Origin of the sequence: Roseomonas nitratireducens, assembly GCF_017813355.1 — a bacterium.
Lineage (GTDB): Bacteria > Pseudomonadota > Alphaproteobacteria > Acetobacterales > Acetobacteraceae > Neoroseomonas > Neoroseomonas nitratireducens.
The window spans coordinates 1-15050 of sequence record NZ_JAGIYZ010000018.1; the positions used below are offsets into that span (position 1 = coordinate 1).

At 72.9% G+C, this 15050-nt stretch carries 16 protein-coding genes; 6 read left to right on the forward strand and 10 right to left on the reverse strand.

Annotated elements, in window-relative coordinates; translation table 11 throughout:
• Window positions 1-176: 176 nt before the first annotated feature.
• The 5 genes from J5Y09_RS17275 to J5Y09_RS17295 form a co-directional block, all read right to left on the reverse strand.
• Window positions 177-986, reverse strand: coding sequence for a transglutaminase domain-containing protein (locus J5Y09_RS17275; protein WP_209353070.1), 810 nt, complete (start codon window positions 984-986; stop codon window positions 177-179).
• A gap of 96 nt (window positions 987-1082) precedes the next feature.
• Window positions 1083-1958, reverse strand: a complete 876-nt coding sequence (locus tag J5Y09_RS17280; protein ID WP_209353071.1) for a transglutaminase family protein — start codon at window positions 1956-1958, stop codon at window positions 1083-1085.
• Window positions 1959-2176: 218 nt separating this feature from the next.
• Window positions 2177-3070 (reverse strand): PhzF family phenazine biosynthesis protein, encoded by an 894-nt coding sequence (locus J5Y09_RS17285; protein WP_209353072.1) that lies wholly within the window; start codon window positions 3068-3070, stop codon window positions 2177-2179.
• 167 nt (window positions 3071-3237) lie between these two features.
• Window positions 3238-3747: a tripartite tricarboxylate transporter TctB family protein gene (locus J5Y09_RS17290; protein WP_209353073.1), complete on the reverse strand. Its 510-nt coding sequence runs from the start codon at window positions 3745-3747 to the stop codon at window positions 3238-3240.
• Window positions 3744-4706 (reverse strand): Bug family tripartite tricarboxylate transporter substrate binding protein, encoded by a 963-nt coding sequence (locus J5Y09_RS17295; RefSeq protein ID WP_209353074.1) that lies wholly within the window; start codon window positions 4704-4706, stop codon window positions 3744-3746. The genes J5Y09_RS17290 and J5Y09_RS17295 overlap by 4 nt, the downstream gene beginning before the upstream one ends.
• A 139-nt stretch (window positions 4707-4845) precedes the next feature.
• Here J5Y09_RS17295 and J5Y09_RS17300 point away from each other — a divergent pair, with 139 nt between their 5' ends.
• The 5 genes from J5Y09_RS17300 to J5Y09_RS17320 all read left to right on the forward strand — a co-directional run bounded on the left by J5Y09_RS17300 (window position 4846) and on the right by J5Y09_RS17320 (window position 9089).
• Entirely contained in the window at window positions 4846-5262 is a 417-nt protein-coding gene (locus tag J5Y09_RS17300) for a hypothetical protein (RefSeq protein WP_209353075.1), read from the forward strand.
• A 200-nt stretch (window positions 5263-5462) separates the two neighbouring features.
• Window positions 5463-5993, forward strand: a complete 531-nt coding sequence (locus J5Y09_RS17305; protein WP_209353076.1) for a hypothetical protein — start codon at window positions 5463-5465, stop codon at window positions 5991-5993.
• Between the two features lie 7 nt (window positions 5994-6000).
• Complete coding sequence (locus tag J5Y09_RS17310; RefSeq protein WP_209353077.1) at window positions 6001-6429, forward strand: hypothetical protein; 429 nt, start codon at window positions 6001-6003, stop codon at window positions 6427-6429.
• Window positions 6430-6660: 231 nt separating this feature from the next.
• A complete protein-coding gene (locus tag J5Y09_RS17315; protein WP_209353078.1) occupies window positions 6661-7839 on the forward strand; it encodes a cupin domain-containing protein in 1179 nt (392 codons plus the stop codon).
• A 2-nt stretch (window positions 7840-7841) separates the two neighbouring features.
• Window positions 7842-9089, forward strand: a complete 1248-nt coding sequence (locus J5Y09_RS17320; RefSeq protein WP_209353079.1) for a pyridoxal phosphate-dependent decarboxylase family protein — start codon at window positions 7842-7844, stop codon at window positions 9087-9089.
• Between the two features lie 4 nt (window positions 9090-9093).
• Here the strand turns inward: J5Y09_RS17320 and J5Y09_RS17325 are convergent, their stop codons facing one another.
• The 4 genes from J5Y09_RS17325 to J5Y09_RS17340 form a co-directional block, all read right to left on the reverse strand.
• Window positions 9094-9726, reverse strand: a complete 633-nt coding sequence (locus tag J5Y09_RS17325; protein ID WP_209353080.1) for a TetR family transcriptional regulator — start codon at window positions 9724-9726, stop codon at window positions 9094-9096.
• Window positions 9726-10751, reverse strand: coding sequence for an NAD-dependent epimerase/dehydratase family protein (locus J5Y09_RS17330; protein WP_209353081.1), 1026 nt, complete (start codon window positions 10749-10751; stop codon window positions 9726-9728). Before J5Y09_RS17330 ends, J5Y09_RS17325 begins: the two co-directional genes overlap by 1 nt.
• Window positions 10752-10807: 56 nt before the next feature.
• A complete protein-coding gene (gene mltA, locus J5Y09_RS17335) occupies window positions 10808-12124 on the reverse strand; it encodes a murein transglycosylase A (RefSeq protein WP_209353082.1) in 1317 nt (438 codons plus the stop codon).
• An 81-nt stretch (window positions 12125-12205) separates the two neighbouring features.
• Entirely contained in the window at window positions 12206-12865 is a 660-nt protein-coding gene (locus J5Y09_RS17340) for a Tim44/TimA family putative adaptor protein (protein WP_209353083.1), read from the reverse strand.
• A gap of 125 nt (window positions 12866-12990) precedes the next feature.
• Between J5Y09_RS17340 and J5Y09_RS17345 the strand changes: the two genes are divergently transcribed.
• On the forward strand, window positions 12991-13548 hold the full coding sequence (locus J5Y09_RS17345) for a histidine phosphatase family protein (RefSeq protein WP_209353084.1): 558 nt from the start codon (window positions 12991-12993) through the stop codon (window positions 13546-13548).
• A gap of 29 nt (window positions 13549-13577) precedes the next feature.
• Here J5Y09_RS17345 and J5Y09_RS17350 read toward each other — a convergent pair whose 3' ends face one another.
• On the reverse strand, window positions 13578-14978 hold the full coding sequence (locus J5Y09_RS17350) for an NAD(P)H-dependent flavin oxidoreductase (RefSeq protein WP_209353085.1): 1401 nt from the start codon (window positions 14976-14978) through the stop codon (window positions 13578-13580).
• Window positions 14979-15050: the final 72 nt, after the last annotated feature.

Here is a 15050-nt window from a genome sequence, read left to right on the forward strand (position 1 = left end):
CCACCGCCGCCGCGCCGCGCCCCGCCGCCCAGCACGACGCGCGCGCCACGGCGCTGACCCGCGCGGGATCGGCGCGGTCGCCGGTCTCCGCGGGACGACGGCCAGGGCGGCCTGCGCGCCGTTCCGGGTCCCGTGCGCGACATCGGGCAGGGTGATGCCGTTGGTCGCGACGTTGCCTAAGCCGCAACCTCGTCCGTGAAGACGCTGAACCCCGCCAGCGTGCAGGGCCCGAAGGTCGTCGCGATGGCGACGTCGGTGGCATCGCGGCCGCGCGCGAGCAGGATGCGCCCGATGCGGGGGACGTTGTTGCGCGCATCGAAGGTGTGCCAGCAATCATCGAGATACACCTCGAACCACGCGGCGAAATCCATCGGCCCGTAGGGCGGCGGCATGCCGATGTCGCCCAGGTAGCCCGTGCAGTAGCGCGCGGGGATGTTGACGCAGCGGCACAGCGTGATCGCGAGGTGCGCGTAGTCCCGGCACACGCCCCGCCGCTCCATGAAGGCTTCCGATGCGGTGCGCGTGGCGCGCGCATGCTCGTAGCCGAAGGCGATGCGGTCATGCACGTAGTCGCAGATCGCCTGCACCCGGTCCCAGCCGGTCGGCCCCTGGCCGAACAGCGACCAGGCGATGTCCGACAGCCGGTCGGTGTCGCAGTACCGGCTGCCGAGGAGATAGATCAGCATCTCGTCCGGCAATTCCTCGACCGAACGCTGCCACGCCGCCCGGATGACGGGGTCCGGCATGCCGGAATCCTCGACGACCAGCCGCGTGGCGATGGTCAGCCGCCCGGCCGGTGCGACGATGCGCGTGCAGACATTGCCGAAGCCGTCGCTGTAGCTCCTGGCCGCGACCGGCGGATCGAAGTCCAGGCTGTGCGGCCCGACCAGGTCGGGCGCGCGGGAGGGATGTGGCGTGACCACGAGCAGCATCGGCGTGGGCTGCGGGCAGTCGTAGACAATCTGGCAGCCGGCGCCGATGCGCATGGAAAGCTCCTTCGGAACGAGACGCCGGCGGCGACGGGCCGGTGGCGAGGAAAGGTGGCGAAGGGCCCGATCACCCGGGGCCCGGCGGGGGGTTCGTCACCGGGACCGGGCATCCGTGACGCTGACGTCGACCGTCATGCCGAGATCGTCCGAGGGAAAGCCCGTCCATGTCCCGTGCAGCGGCAGGACCTGGCGATGGTCGCGGGCGATGGCGACCCGGACGAGGTCACGGTTGCCGATGATGCCGTTGGTCGGATCGAGCTCGACCCAGCCGGCGCCCGGCACATAGACGCGAAGCCAGGCATGGGTCGCGCCGCCGCCGAGCCGGCCGCTGGGTTCCGGCGCGTAGAGGTAGCCGGAGACGAAGCGCGCCGCGAGGCCGAGCGCGCGCAGCGCCTCGATCAGGAAGACCGCGAAGTCGCGGCAGGTGCCGCTGCCGAGGCGCAGCGTCGCGAGAGGTTCCTGCACGCCCCGCTCGGACCGGGCGACATAGGCGAAGTGCCGGCGGACCCCATGGGTGAGATCCGCGAGCAGGGCGCGCGTGCCCGTCGGGCCGTCACGCCTGACGAACTGCCGCGCCCAGCGTTCCACCAGGTGGTCGGGGTCCGGGTATTGCCGCTCGATCGAGCGCGCGAGATCCGCCATGTCCTCGACATCGTAGGAGAAGGGGAAGGTCTCGGCATCGCGCGCGATCGGGTAGTCGAGCGCGTTGAGCGGCGTATGGTCGATCCAGACGCTGCTCGCGAACCGCAACTCGCTCGCGCGCGACGAGAAGCGCGCGATGCCGACGCTGTTGCCGAAGACGTCGTGCAGCCAGCGGATCTCGGAGGGTTCAGGCGTGATCTCGAGCTTCGCCTCGATCAGCCGCTGGTCATGCCCCTCCCGCGGGCGGAACATCATCCGATGCTCGCCGAAGGCGACGGGTTGCCGGTACCGGTACGTCGTGACGTGATGGATACCGAGCACCGGCATCGCGCATTCCCTCATGGGCTGGTCGCGACCGCGCGGGGCGGCTTCGGATCGTCGGTCGTGGAGCGCGGTTCGCAGCCCGCTGCCGCGCGGGCACCCAGGGATCTTCTTCGATCCATGCGGGTCGGCCATGACGGAGATGGGCACGGCACGCAGCAGGCGCAACCCATGCGCCGGCACGCGCCCCGCGGCCGCGGCGTTCCGGCGGGCCGGATACCGCTCTAGAGAACCGCTTCCCCGCGCAGCACGGGCACGCAGCGCCCCGCGACGCTCGCGCGGATGCCCTCCGGCGTGCGCCAGGCGCGGGCGAGGAGCAGGCTCGGCCGCCCCATCTCCACGCCCTGCGTGATCTCCCACGCGCCTTCGGCCGCGCCCGACAGGTGCAGCAGGAAGCCCGCGAGCGGCGTCGCCGCGGAGCCCGTCGCCGAATCCTCCCAGGTGCCGGCGAGCGGCGAGAACATCCGCGCCCGCGCCACGCCGCCATCGGGCGCGTAGATGTAGAGCGAGAGGAAGCCGCCCGTCGCCTCCGCATGCTCGGCGACCGCGCGCTGGAAGGCGGCGAGGTCGGGCTGCGCGGCGGCGAGGGCTTCCGGCGTCACTTCCACCAGCAGCCGGTGGTTGCCGCCATCAGCGGCGAGCGTCGGCGCATGGCGCGCGGTCAGCACCGCGGCCTCCGGGATCCCGGCGCAGGCCGCGGCGGTCGCGACCGGCAGAGTCGCGCCGATGCGCAGCGGCTGCGGCGCGGCGACCTCCGCCCCCGTCACGCGGCCGGCGGCGTCGCGCGTGAGCGTCACCTCGACGAGCCCCGCCGGTTCCTCGAAGCGATAGGCGCGCGGGCTTTCCTCATCTTCCCGCGCCAGCACATAGGCGGTGCCGACATTCGGATGTCCGGCGAAGGCCATCTCCGCCACGCGGTTGAAGATGCGCACGCGCGCGCTGTGCTGCGGGTTCGCGGGCGGCAGGACGAAGGTCGTCTCGCTGAGGTTGAACTCGGCGGCGAGCGCCTGCATCTCGGCATCGGTCAGGCCGCGCGCGTCGGGAAAGACCGCGAGCTGGTTGCCGCCGAAGCGGCGGTCGGTGAAGACATCGACGGTGACGAAGCGGAAGGCGCGCATGTTTCCTGGCCCTCAAGCGCCGGGCGGCCGGCATCCGCCGGCCTCGGCTTCGCGCCGTGCACTGGCGCACGGGCGGCAACGGTTGGCCTGGGCGCGCTCGCGCCTCGCGCTCCCGGATCGAGGCGATGCCTCGATCCGAACGGGTCGCGCCTTTGCCACCGCGCGCATCACATCACCTCCCGCCCCATCGCGCGCAGGATCGCGCCTTCCAGCAGGCCGGCGCCGATGTTCACGCCCAGCGCCTCGACGAACAGGAAGAAGGCGCCGAGCGAGACCGCGAGCGCGATCGCCGCGTCGCGCGCCGGCGTGCGGCTGCCGAAGGCGCGCGCCGTGCAGACGAACTGGATCGCGGCCGACAGCGCGAAGCCGAGCGGGCCGATCAGGACGAGGTTGAGCACCAGCCCGCCCACCAGCCAGCCGAGCGAGAGGAGGTTCGGCGGCCCGGCCTCCGCCACCTCGGCGATGTCCGCGCTCCATCCCCCGCGCAGCGCCGAGGCGAGCAGCAGCCCGCCCAGCACCACCAGCGCGGCGGCGACGCCATAGGGCACGACCTTCGGCCCGACCTGCGCATAGAGCGGCGAGGTCGGGATGGCGGCCGCCGCCCACAGCGCGACGCCGCCCAGGCCGAGCACGAAGACCCCCGCCGCGACGTCCGCGGCGTCGGCCCCGCGCCTCACGTCACCAGGCCGACATCGCGCAGCACGGCTTCCGTCTCGCGCTGGTCGCGCGCGAGGAATTCCTCGAAGGCCGTGCCGGTGAGGAAGGCGTCGTCCCAGCCGCGGGTTTCCATCAGCTGCCGCCAGGCCGGCAGCGCGTGCAGCGCGGTGAAGAAGTCCACCAGCCCCTGGCGTTGCGCCGCGTTGATGCCCGGCGCGCCGAACACGCCGCGCCAGTTGCCGATGACGATGTCGAGCCCGCTTTCCTTCAGCGTCGGCACGCCGTCGAGGCTGCGCGCATCGCCCGTGGTCGCGAGCGCGCGCATCCGGCCCGCCCGGATCTGCTCGGAGAATTCCGACACGCCGGAAATGCCCGCCTTCACCTGCGCGCCGAGGATCGCCGCCTGGGCGGGGCCGCCGCCGGCGAAGGCCACGTAGGACCCTTCCCGCGCGTTCCGGCCCTGCGACTTCAGCAGCAGGCCGAGCGTGATGTGGTCGATGCCGCCGGCGCTGCCGCCGCCGATGGAAACCGCGCCGGGATTGGCCTTCAGCGCGTCGAGGAAGCCGCGCAGGTCGCGGAATTCCGAATTTGCCGGCACGACGATGACGCCCGGCTCGGTCGTCATGCGCGCGATCGGCGTGACGTCCTTGATGCCGACCGGCGTGCGGTTGGTCAGCACCGCGCCGACCATCACCGCGCCGCCGATCATGACCGCATCGGCGCGGCCGCGGCGCTGCGCGATGAAGCGCGGCAGGCCGACGGTGCCGCCGGCGCCGCCGACATTCTCGAACTGGAAGTTGCCGACCAGGCCGGCGCCGCGCGCCACCTGCTCGATCGCACGGCCGAGGCCATCCCAGCCGCCGCCCGGTCCGGCGGGGACGAAGACATACATGCTGGCATAGCGTTGCTGCGCGGCGGCAAGGCGCGGCGTGAGTCCGAGCGCGGCGGCGGCGGCGAAGAGCGTGCGGCGATGGGTCATGGCGGTGATCCGGATTTCCTCCCTGAATGCCCGGAGTCTGCGCTGGCGCAGGCCACTCCGGGAAGGGGGGGAGATGCGGCCCCCTTGCGCAAGCGTCTCAATTTGCACAATCATCAACGACTTTGAGGAAGGACGTTCGATGCCGGACGATGAGAAGCCGCAGCGCCTGAAGCGCCGCGCCCTGGTGCTGAAGGTGGTTGCGGTCGGCGCGACGGCGCCCGCGCTGGCGGGATGCGTGGTGGTCCCAGGCCCCTCCGCGGGTCCGAGCTACGCGCCGCGCCCGGTGCGCACCGGCCTGACCGACGCCGACCCGAGCGATGGCCCCGGCCAGGGCCGCGGCAGCTATTCCGGCAATCGCGTCCGCACCGGCTACACCGATGCCGATCCCGGCGACGGCCCCGGCTATGGGCGCGGCGTCCGCTCCAACCGCGTCCGCACCGGCTACACGGATGCCGACCCCGGCGACGGCCCCGGCTATGGGCGCGGCGGCGGCGGCTACCGTCGCAGCGTGACGGACAGCGACCCGCGCGACGCCCCGGGTCGCGGGCGCGGCTGACGCCGACGGCCGGCCGGGCCTGAGCGTCCGACCGGCACATCCCCCGGCCATCGGTTCGGCAGGGTCGTTCAGGCGGGATCGCGCCGTCCGGCCCGGTGCCGCGCGCGACGTGACGCGGCGCACTCACCGTCCCTTCACCGCGCTTGCGGAAAATCCTTCGCCGGGCCGATGATGGCGCGGGGGAAGGAGCTGTGACGCGGATGACCGACGGAAAGAAGGTGGCGCCGCAGCCGGCGCCCGACGATTCATCGACGCCAGGGCCTCGTCTCGGCCGGCGTCTCCTGGTCCTCAAGGTTGCGGTCGGCGGCGCGGCCATGGCGGCGGCGACGCCGATGGCGGCCGAGGCCGGCGACGTCACGCCGGTGCAGTACCGCACGGGCATCACCGACGCGGACCCAGGCGACGGGCCCGGCTTCGGCCGCGGCGGCTATCGCGGCCCGCCGCGCACCGGCCTGACGGATTCCGACCCCGGCGACGGCCCGGGCTATGGGCGCGGCGGCTACCGCGCCCCGGCCAGGCCGCAAGGCCGCGCCTATACCGGCATCAACGACGGCGACCCGGGCGATCCCTCCGGCTACGGCACCGGCTGGCGGCAGCGCGGCCAGCCCTACACCGGCATCAACGATTCCGACCCGTCGGACGGCGCGGGGCGCGGGCGCGGCGGGTACCGCCGCAACGTGACCGACAGCGACCCGGGCGACGCGCCGGGCCGCGGCCGCGGCTATCGCTGACCCGACGATGTCACCGAAAAAGGGGGGGCGGCTCGGCCGCCGCCTGATCGTGCTCGCCGTGCCCGCCGCGGCGCTGCCCATGGCCGCCGAGGCACAGCCGCGCACCGGCACATCCGACAGCGATCCGCGCGACCCGGCGGGGCACGGCAGGCCGCAGACCGGGTACTCCGACAGCGATCCTCGCGACGCCGCCGGGCGCGGGCGACCGCGCACCGGCATGTCCGACAGCGACCCGCGCGATGCCGCCGGGCGCGGCCGGCCGCAGACCGGATACTCGGACAGCGATCCGCGCGACGCCGCCGGGCGTGGCCGCCCCCGGACCGGCTATTCCGACAGCGACCCGCGCGATGCGGCCGGGCGCGGGCGGCCGCACACCGGCTTCTCCGACAGCGACCCGCGCGACGCCGCCGGGCGTGGCCGCGGCAGCGCGCGCTAGGACGGCGCCCGGTAGGGTGGAGCGGCGCCGCGCCGCCGATCGGGTCATTCCGCCCGAACGGATATTGCCCTACGGCGCCATCCGATCACACTGGGTCGGTGCGATCGGATTTCGTGCCTTGGAATCAAGGGCTTCCAGCGCGGAAACGCCGATCGGCCAGATCCGGCAGATCGGATATCGCGCTGGTCAGTCAATGCCTCCCCGCCACGCGGCGGGCCCTGGAAGGATGCGATGAGCGCGACACTTGCCGAGGAAGCCTGGTCCCTTGCCTTCGGAACCATGTCCTTCGAGGACGGGCTGACGATGCGCGAAGACACCGCCTGGCGGCTGATGCCGGGCAACGATCCGGATCGTTTTTCCGACCTGCTCTCCATCGCCGACCTCGACGCCTTCCTGCGCACGGACGCCGCGCGCACGCCGCGCGTGTCGATGGCCGATGGCGGGCGCAAGGGCAGCGCGGCGGTGCCTGTCGACGAATACATCGAGGATGGCGGCGACCGCGTGGACCTGCCGCGCCTGCTCGCCCGGCACGATGCGGGGGCGAGCCTCGTCGTCTCGCAATTCCACGAGATCCATCCGCCGCTCGCCCGGTTCTGCCGCGGGCTCGAGAAGGCCTTCCTGCACGGCGTGCAGGCGAACATCTACATGACGCCACCGGGCGCGCAGGGCTTCCGCGTGCATTTCGACACGCATGACGTGCTCGTGCTGCAGGTCTCCGGCCGCAAGGCGTGGCGGGTGTGGGACGCGATCCCCTTCCCGGCGCCGACGCGCCACACGCCCTGGGCCAACAACGCGACCGCCGAGGGCGAGCCGCATGAGCTGCTGATGGCGCCGGGCGACGTGCTGTACCTGCCGCGCGGCGTGATGCACGAGGCGATGGTGCAGGCGGGCGGCGAGCCTTCCCTGCACATCACCATCGGCCTGCTGGAACCCGGCCTCGGCGAGATGCTGCGCAACCTTCTGTCCGAGCTGGAGGCCGAGGAGCCCGCGCTGCGCGCCGCCATTCCCACCTGGCGCCTCGCGGATGCCGACGGCGTCGGCGCGGTCCAGCAGCTGCTCACCCAGGCGCTCGGCGCGCTGGCACGGCCCGGCATCGCCGACCGCATCGCGGTCGCGGCGCTCGACCGCGTCGCGCGCGACCGCATGTCGCTGCCCGGCCGCTCGCTGACGACGCCGCCGCCGGCGCCGGACGACACGCTGCGGCTGTCGGAGACGATGCACCACACGCTGGTCCCCTTCGCCGAGGGCGGCGCCGCGCTGCGCTGGTACGGCGGGGCGGAGAAGCTCTCGCAGCAGGAATTCGACTGGCTGCTGGCGCTGGAGGAAGGCGCGACGCCGGCGGCGCTCGGCGATGGCGCGCTCGACTTCTGCCGCCGCCTTGCCCGCTACGGCCTGCTGGAACGCGCCTGACCATGCGCGCGCTGCCCGCCCATGGACGCGACCGCGCCAGCCTGATGGCGGAGCTGGAGGCGGCCAAGGCGGGCGACGTCTCCTGGCTGGACGCGCGCATGGCCGTCTATTTCTACCATCTGGACGAGGAGGTGACGCGCGTCGCGCAGGACGCCTACCTCGCCTACTGGACCGAGAACGCGATGGGGACGCGCGCCTTCCCCAGCGTGAAGCGGCTGGAGGAGGAGGTGGTGGGCATGGGCCTCTCCCTTCTCCAGGCGCCGCGCGATGCGGCCGGCACCTTCACCTCCGGCGGGTCGGAAAGCATCTTCCTCGCTGTGAAGGCCGCGCGCGACCGGGCGCGGGAGGAGAAGGGGATCGCGCGCGGCAACATCGTGCTGCCGCGCAGCGCGCATCCCACCTTCGACCGCGCGGCGCATTACCTCGGGCTCGAGGTCCGGCGCGTTCCCGGGCGCCGGAACGACCGCCGCGCGGATGTCGATGCGATGGCCGCGCGCGTGGACGCGGAGACGGTGCTGCTGGTGGGCAGCGCGCCCTGCTATCCCTTCGGCGTCTTCGACCCGATCGCCGACATCGCGGCGCTCGCCGCCGCGCGCGGCATCTGGATGCATGTCGATGCCTGCGTGGGCGGCTTCCTCGCGCCCTTCGTGCGCAGGCTCGGCCGGCCGGTCCCGGAGTTCGACTTCGCCGTGCCGGGCGTGACGTCCATCTCGGCCGACCTGCACAAGCACGGCTACACGGCCAAGGGCGCGTCGCTGCTGCTGCTGCGCGACGCGGCGCTGCTGCGCCACCAGCATTTCTCGGCCGATGTGTGGGAACGCGGGCCCTACATGCAGCCGACGACGCAGGGCTCGCGCCCCGCCGGCGCGGTCGCCTCGGCCTGGGCGGTGATGAACTTCCTCGGCGAGGAAGGCTACATGCGCTGGGCCGGGCTGCTGATGGAGACGACCGACCGCTTCGCCGCCGGCATCGCCGCCATCCCGGGCCTCGCGGTGCTCGAGCCGCACGAGCTCTGCATCCTCGTCTACCGCGCGGAGGATCCGGCGCTCGACATCGGCGCGGTGGCCGAGGCGATGGGCCGGCGCGGCTGGCTCGTCGGGCGCCAGGCGGAACCGGACGGCGTGCACCTGCACCTCAATCCGCAGCACGCCGTGGCGGTCGACGGCTATCTCGCGGACCTGCGGGAGAGCGTGGCGGAAGCCCGCGCGAGCGGCGCGACGGCAAGCACCCCGGCGGGGCGGACCTACTGACCCGTCACGGCCGGAGGTAGCCCAGCACCACCTCCACCACGTGCCGCTCCCGCGCCTCGAGCGCGGCCTCCGTGCCGAGATCGGCGCCGAAGATGGTGGACAGCGTGTGCCGGTTCGCCACCCAGAAATGGCCCAGGCCGAGCATCGTCACATAGAGCTGGAGCGGATCGACGTCGCGGCGGAACACCCGCGCCTCCGCCCCGCGGCGCAGCGTCTCCCGCAGCTCGTCCACCAGCGGGGAATAGAGCGCGGGCACCGCGCTGCTGCGCTGGAGGTAGGCCGCGCGGTGGATGTTCTCCTGGTTCAGCAGGGCGACGAATTCCGGATGCGCCGCCGTGTAGCGCAGGTTGAAGCGCACCAGCCGCGCCATCGCCTCGGCCGGCGGCAGGTCGTGCACCTCGAGCGCCCGTTCCTCGGCGCGCTTGGCGGCATAGGCGCGTTCCAGCACCGTCAGCCACAGCTCCTCCTTCGAGCCGAAATGCGCGTAGAGCATCCGCTTGTTGGCGCCGGAACGCGCCGCGATCTCATCCACCCGCGCGCCCGCCAGGCCGTTCAGCGCGAATTCCGCGAGCGCCGCATCGAGGATGCGCTGGCGCGTCGCCGCGGCGCGGGGGGAAAGCGGGCGGGTCTGCTCCATCAGAACTTTCCGTCCCGCACCTCGAACTTGGTGGCCTTGCCCAGGCTGCGGCCGCCGCGCGCCACCCAGCCCGCCACCCAGTCGACCATCCGCGCCAGCGGCACCGTCGGGTAGCCGAATTCGGCGAAGGCGCGCGCGGCGTTGGACAGCAGCGCGTCCGGCGCCTCGGCACCCGTCAGCTCCGGCGCGCGGCCGAATCGCGCGCCGAATTCGCGCGCCAGCCAGCGGATCGAGACCGTCTCAGGCCCCGTCACGTTCAGGATGGGGCAGGTCGCATCCGCCCGCGCCAGCGCGCGCAGCGTCCAGGCATTCGCGTCGCCCTGCCAGATGACGTTGGCATGGCCCATGGAGAGCGGTACCGGCGTGCCGGCGGCCACCTTCGCCGCGACGTCGTGCAGCACGCCGTATCGCAGGTCGATCGCGTAGTTCAGCCGGATGCCGAAGCAGCGCGTCCCGCGCGATGCCGCGGCATGCTGGAAGGCCCGTTCCCGCCCGAGGCAGGAGGCCGCGTAGTCGCCGATGGGCGAGGGCGCCGTATCGTCGGTGGCGCCACCCGATCCGACCGGCACCAGCGGCAGCACGTTGCCGGTCGAGAAGAACACGATGCGGGACGCGGCCCAGCGTTCCGCCACCATCGCCGGCAGCAGCACGTTCATCGCCCAGGTGAGCGGCTCGTTCCCCCTGCTGCCGAACTTGCGCGCCGCCATGAACACCACGTTCGGCGCATCGGGCAGGGCGGCGAGCGCGGCGCGGTCGGTCAGGTCCGCCGCCAGCGTCTCGATGCCCCAGGATTCCATCCGCGCGCGGAGCCCTTCCTCGGTCCAGCGCGCCACGGCGATGACGCGACGCGTCGGATCGGCGCGCCTGGCCTGGCGGCAGAGCGTGGGCCCCATCTTGCCCGCGGCGCCGAGCACCAGGATGTCCCCCGGCGCGCGCGCGAGGTCGGCCACCAGCGCCGGGTCGGGGCGCGAGAGCACCTCCTCGAGCGCGGTCTCGTCCTCGATCGTCGCGGGCCATTCGGTCACGGCGGGTCCTCCCGCGCGAAACTTGCGCGGGGCGCGGCGGCCTGTCCATGCCGCGGCTATTCGCCGACCGCGACCTCCACCGGGCGCGGGAGCAGCAGGAAGACCTCCGCCTCGTCGCGCATGCGGCCGGCGCGGTCGCCCGCTTCCGGCCCCCAGCCCCAGAAGAAGTCGGTGCGCGCGGGGCCGCGGATCGCGCCACCCGTATCCTGCGCGACGACGAGCCGTCCGGCCGGCGGCGCGTCCCGCCGCGCCATCGGGTCGCGCACCGTGACGAACATCGGCAGGCCGAGCGGAATGAAGGCGCGGTCCACCGCGACGCTGCGCTGCGGGGTCAGCGGCACGCCCATGGCGCCGATCGGGCCCTGGTCGGGCGTCAGCCCCTCGACCCTGCGAAAGAAGATGTAGGAGGGATTGCCCCGCAGCAGTTCCGTCGCGCGGTCATGCCCCGCATTCGAGAGCCAGGCGCGCAGCGCCTGCATCGACATCTGGTCGCGGCCGATCTCGCCCCGGTCGATCAGCAGCCGCCCGATCGAGACATAGGGCCGGCCATTCTGGCCGGCATAGCCGATGCGCAGCACCTCCCCATCCGGCATCACCACGCGGCCGGAGCCCTGGATATGGAGGAAGAAGGCATCCGCCGGATCGTCCACCCAGACGAGCTCGAGCCCGCGCCCGGACAGCGCGCCGCCTTCGATCGTCGCGCGGTCGTGGAAGGGCTCGATGCGGCCATCGACCATCATGCCGTAGCGGCGGCGCAGCGGGTTGCCGTTGACGGGCTGTTCCAGCAGTTCCGGCGGGCGGGCGTGCAGCGGCGTGCGGAAGGTGTCGTCCGGCGCCGGGGCGCCGCGCAGGATCGGCTCGTAGTAGCCGGTCATGATGCCGGCGCCGGCGGCGAAGGGCTGGAAGCGGGCCTCGATGAATTCCCGCACCGCGAGGTGCTTGGCCGCGATCCAGGCGGCGACGCGGCGGTCATGCGCGCGGCCCGTGCCGGGGCGCGGCGGCCGTGGCAGGCTGCGTTCCAGCGCGCGCAGCGCGACGCAGATCTCCTGCCAGGCCGCGGGGCTGCCGGCGCGCAGCGCGGCTTCGCCCTGCCCGCCCAGCACCGCGTCCGGGCGCATCGGCCGCAGCGCGGCGCAGGAGGCGGCCAGGGTCGGCAGGATCTCGGCATGCCCGTCGGATGCCCAGCCGGGCAGGTCGTCGAAGGCGACGGGGCGAAGCGGCGGAGGGGCGGGCGGACCGGCTTCCTCGGGCCTGGCTTCAGGCTCGGGCGAGGGGCCGCCATGCTGGGCCCAGGCGCCGGTCGCAAAGGCGCCGAGGACCAGCGCCAAAGCGATGGTCCGGGCGATGCGGCCGGGATGGCGCGGCAGGTCCATGGGCGGAGCATACCCCGGCCCTGCCGGCGCCGCGACTCTCCGGGGGCAAGTGGGAGGGCCGCGGACGCCCCGGCCCGGGGCTCAGGCGGGCCGGGTTCCCACCAGCTTCCAGGTGGGATCGGAGACCGCAAGATCGCGCTGGAATGTCCAGAGGTCCGTGATCTCGGTCACGGCCTCTGCGCCCGAGAGGATCGAGCCGTCCCGGCCCGTGGTCAGGCTGATCTGGTCGGACACGATGCGGACGGTGATCTCGGCGAGCGTCCCGCGCAGGTCGGCGGCCTCGATGCCCATGTCGTGGACGGCGCGGATTTCGGTGCGCTGCGTCTCGCCTTCCTGCTCCCGGCGGGCGATCTCGCCCTCGAAGCCGGCATAGGCGTCGTCGGACAGCAGGTTGCGCAGGGTGATGCGGTCGCCGGCGGCGAAGGCCTCGACGATCATGCGGAAGGCACCCTCGGCGCCGCCGAGGAAGGCGGCCGGGTCGAAGCCGGCATCGACGCCGCGGATGCGCATCAACGCCTGCCCGACGGGGGAGCGTGGATCAGGCACGCCGCGCCGCGCGGGGCCGGGCGGGGCGACGGGCACGGCCTCGGGCGCCACGGGCGCCTGGCCGGCGCCGGGCGCGGTTTCGCCGGGCTGGCGCTCGAAGCCGGTGCGCCGGCCGAGCACGCTGCGCAGGCGCAGCACCAGGAAGGCCGCCACCATCGCGAAAAGGATCAGGTCGATCGGCAGGCCGCCCGTCATGTTGCTCTCCTTGTAATCTCTCACTTAGGGCGGGCATGGCGCCGCCGCAACATGCGCGGCGCCCGGTTGCGGCGATGCCGCGCCCCGGCTACGCCCGCTGGGTCCGCCATCCGGGAAGTCGCCGCATGATCCTGCTCCGCCACGGCCAGAGCGAGTTCAACCTGCTCTTTACCCAGACGCGGAAGGACCCCGGCATCGTCGACCCGGTGCTGACCCCGCTGGGCCACAGCCAGGCCGAGGCGGCGGCCGAGGCGCTGGCGGGGGAGAAAATCTGCCGCATCCTCGTCTCCCCCTACCGCCGCGCGATCCAGACGGCCCGGCCGGTGGCGCGACGGCTGGGGCTGCCGCTGATCGTCACGCCGCTGGTGCGGGAACGCTACGCCTTCACCTGCGACATCGGCAGCCCGGCGACCGAGCTGCGGATGGCCTTCCCCGACCTCGCGCTCGACGGGCTGGATGAGGTGTGGTGGCCGGCCGAGGAGGAGCCCGCGACGCAGGTCGAGGACCGCGCGGCGCTGTTCCGCGCCGAGATGGCCGCGCTCGACGACTGGGCGCACACGCTGGTCGTTTCGCATTGGGGGTTCATCATGGCCCTGACGGGTCAAAGCGTGATGAACGGGCAGATGCTGCGCGTCGATCCGACCGAGCCGGCGCCGCCGGAGGTGCCCTGGCGCCACCCGTAAGGCGGCGCCAGGGGGAAAGGGGGGCCGCGCTACCGCCCCGTGGTGATCCGCTCGACCAGCTGCTTCACGGTCGGCACGAACCCGTTCGAATAGAAGGGGTCGGAGCCGAACCGGTAGGCGTTGTGGCCGGCGAACATCAGGTTGCGCTCCAGCGCGCCGTCATGTGCGACGTCCTGCAGCGTCTTCTGGATGCAGAAGGACCGCGGGTCGGCCTTCTTGCCGGTGCTGAACTCGGGTTCGTTCTGCGACCAGTTGCTGAAGCGGCAGTGCGACAGGCAGCCCATGCAGTCGACCTGGTCCTTCACGATCTCCCGCGCCTTGTCGGGGGTCACGAAGATCAGCGTGTTGTCCGGCGTGCGCATCGCCTCGGTAAAGCCTTCGGCTTCCCAGTGGTTGATGCGGGCGAGGTCGTGCGGCGCGACGTAGACGGGCCGCTTGCGCGGGCCGACGCCGTATTCCGACAGGTGCTCGCCGATCGGCTCGCTGGTGTAGGCGACCTGGCGCTCGTTGCGGTCCTCGAGCTCCCGGAGGAACTCGTTGCGCACGGCGCTGCTGTAGAAGCCGGTGGGCGAGAAGGGCTGCAGCGACACGTCGCCCGCCTTCAGCGTCAGCAGCCGCTGCTTCCAGGCGTCCGAGATCGGGCTTTCCTTCGTCACCAGCGGGCGGGTGCCGAACTGGAAGGCGATGGGGCCGAGCTCGGGATTGTCGATCCAGTGCTCCCATTCCTCCAGCCACCAGACGCCGCCCGCCATGATGATGGGGGTGTCGTCCAGGCCGAATTCGCGCATCTGCTGGCGCAGCTTCAGCACGCGGGGGTAGGGGTCCTCCGGCCGCTTCGGGTCCTCGGAGTTCGACAGCCCGTTATGGCCGCCGGCCAGCCACGGGTCCTCGTAGACCACGCCGCCGAGCCATTCGCGCGTCTTGTGGTAGGCGCGCTTCCACAGCGCGCTGAAGGCGCGGCCCGAGGAGACGATCGGGTAGTAGTGGATGCCGAAGTCGCGCGCGACGTCGGCCAGGCGATAGGGCATGCCGGCGCCGCAGGTGACGCCGTGGATCAGGCCCCGCGCACCTTCCAGCATCCCGCGCGCGACGCGTTCCGCGCCGCCCATCTCCCACAGGATGTTGGCGTGGATGCGGCCCTTGCCGCCGGCCATGTCCCAGGCGCGCTTCGCCTGCGTCACGGCGCCGTCGATCGCGTAGCGGACGAGTTCCTCGTGCCGCTCCCGCCGCGTCTTGCCGTGGTAGATCTGCGGGATGGGCCGCCCATCCGCATCGTAGGAATCCGCATTGACCGCGGAGAAGGTACCGACCCCGCCGGAGGCCGCCCAGGCCCCGCAGGATGCGCCGTTCGAAACGGACACGCCCTTGCCGCCTTCGACCAACGGCAGGACCTCGACCCCGCCCATGCGGATCGCGTTGATGGCCTTCAAGTTAGGGACGCTCCCCGGAGAAACATGACGTGATTATGGCACCGGCCGGGGCCGATCTAAAGACCCCGGCCG

Excerpts from the sequence above, each read along its gene's own strand:
- J5Y09_RS17275 (WP_209353070.1), bottom strand. The coding sequence starts at position 986 with ATGCGCATCGGCGCCGGCTGCCAGATTGTCTACGACTGCCCGCAGCCC.
- J5Y09_RS17280 (WP_209353071.1), bottom strand. The coding sequence starts at position 1,958 with ATGCCGGTGCTCGGTATCCATCACGTCACGACGTACCGGTACCGGCAA.
- J5Y09_RS17285 (WP_209353072.1), bottom strand. The coding sequence starts at position 3,070 with ATGCGCGCCTTCCGCTTCGTCACCGTCGATGTCTTCACCGACCGCCGC.
- J5Y09_RS17295 (WP_209353074.1), bottom strand. The coding sequence starts at position 4,706 with ATGACCCATCGCCGCACGCTCTTCGCCGCCGCCGCCGCGCTCGGACTC.
- J5Y09_RS17300 (WP_209353075.1), top strand. The coding sequence starts at position 4,846 with ATGCCGGACGATGAGAAGCCGCAGCGCCTGAAGCGCCGCGCCCTGGTG.
- J5Y09_RS17305 (WP_209353076.1), top strand. The coding sequence starts at position 5,463 with ATGACCGACGGAAAGAAGGTGGCGCCGCAGCCGGCGCCCGACGATTCA.
- J5Y09_RS17310 (WP_209353077.1), top strand. The coding sequence starts at position 6,001 with ATGTCACCGAAAAAGGGGGGGCGGCTCGGCCGCCGCCTGATCGTGCTC.
- J5Y09_RS17315 (WP_209353078.1), top strand. The coding sequence starts at position 6,661 with ATGAGCGCGACACTTGCCGAGGAAGCCTGGTCCCTTGCCTTCGGAACC.
- J5Y09_RS17320 (WP_209353079.1), top strand. The coding sequence starts at position 7,842 with ATGCGCGCGCTGCCCGCCCATGGACGCGACCGCGCCAGCCTGATGGCG.
- J5Y09_RS17325 (WP_209353080.1), bottom strand. The coding sequence starts at position 9,726 with ATGGAGCAGACCCGCCCGCTTTCCCCCCGCGCCGCGGCGACGCGCCAG.
- mltA (WP_209353082.1), bottom strand. The coding sequence starts at position 12,124 with ATGGACCTGCCGCGCCATCCCGGCCGCATCGCCCGGACCATCGCTTTG.
- J5Y09_RS17340 (WP_209353083.1), bottom strand. The coding sequence starts at position 12,865 with ATGACGGGCGGCCTGCCGATCGACCTGATCCTTTTCGCGATGGTGGCG.
- J5Y09_RS17345 (WP_209353084.1), top strand. The coding sequence starts at position 12,991 with ATGATCCTGCTCCGCCACGGCCAGAGCGAGTTCAACCTGCTCTTTACC.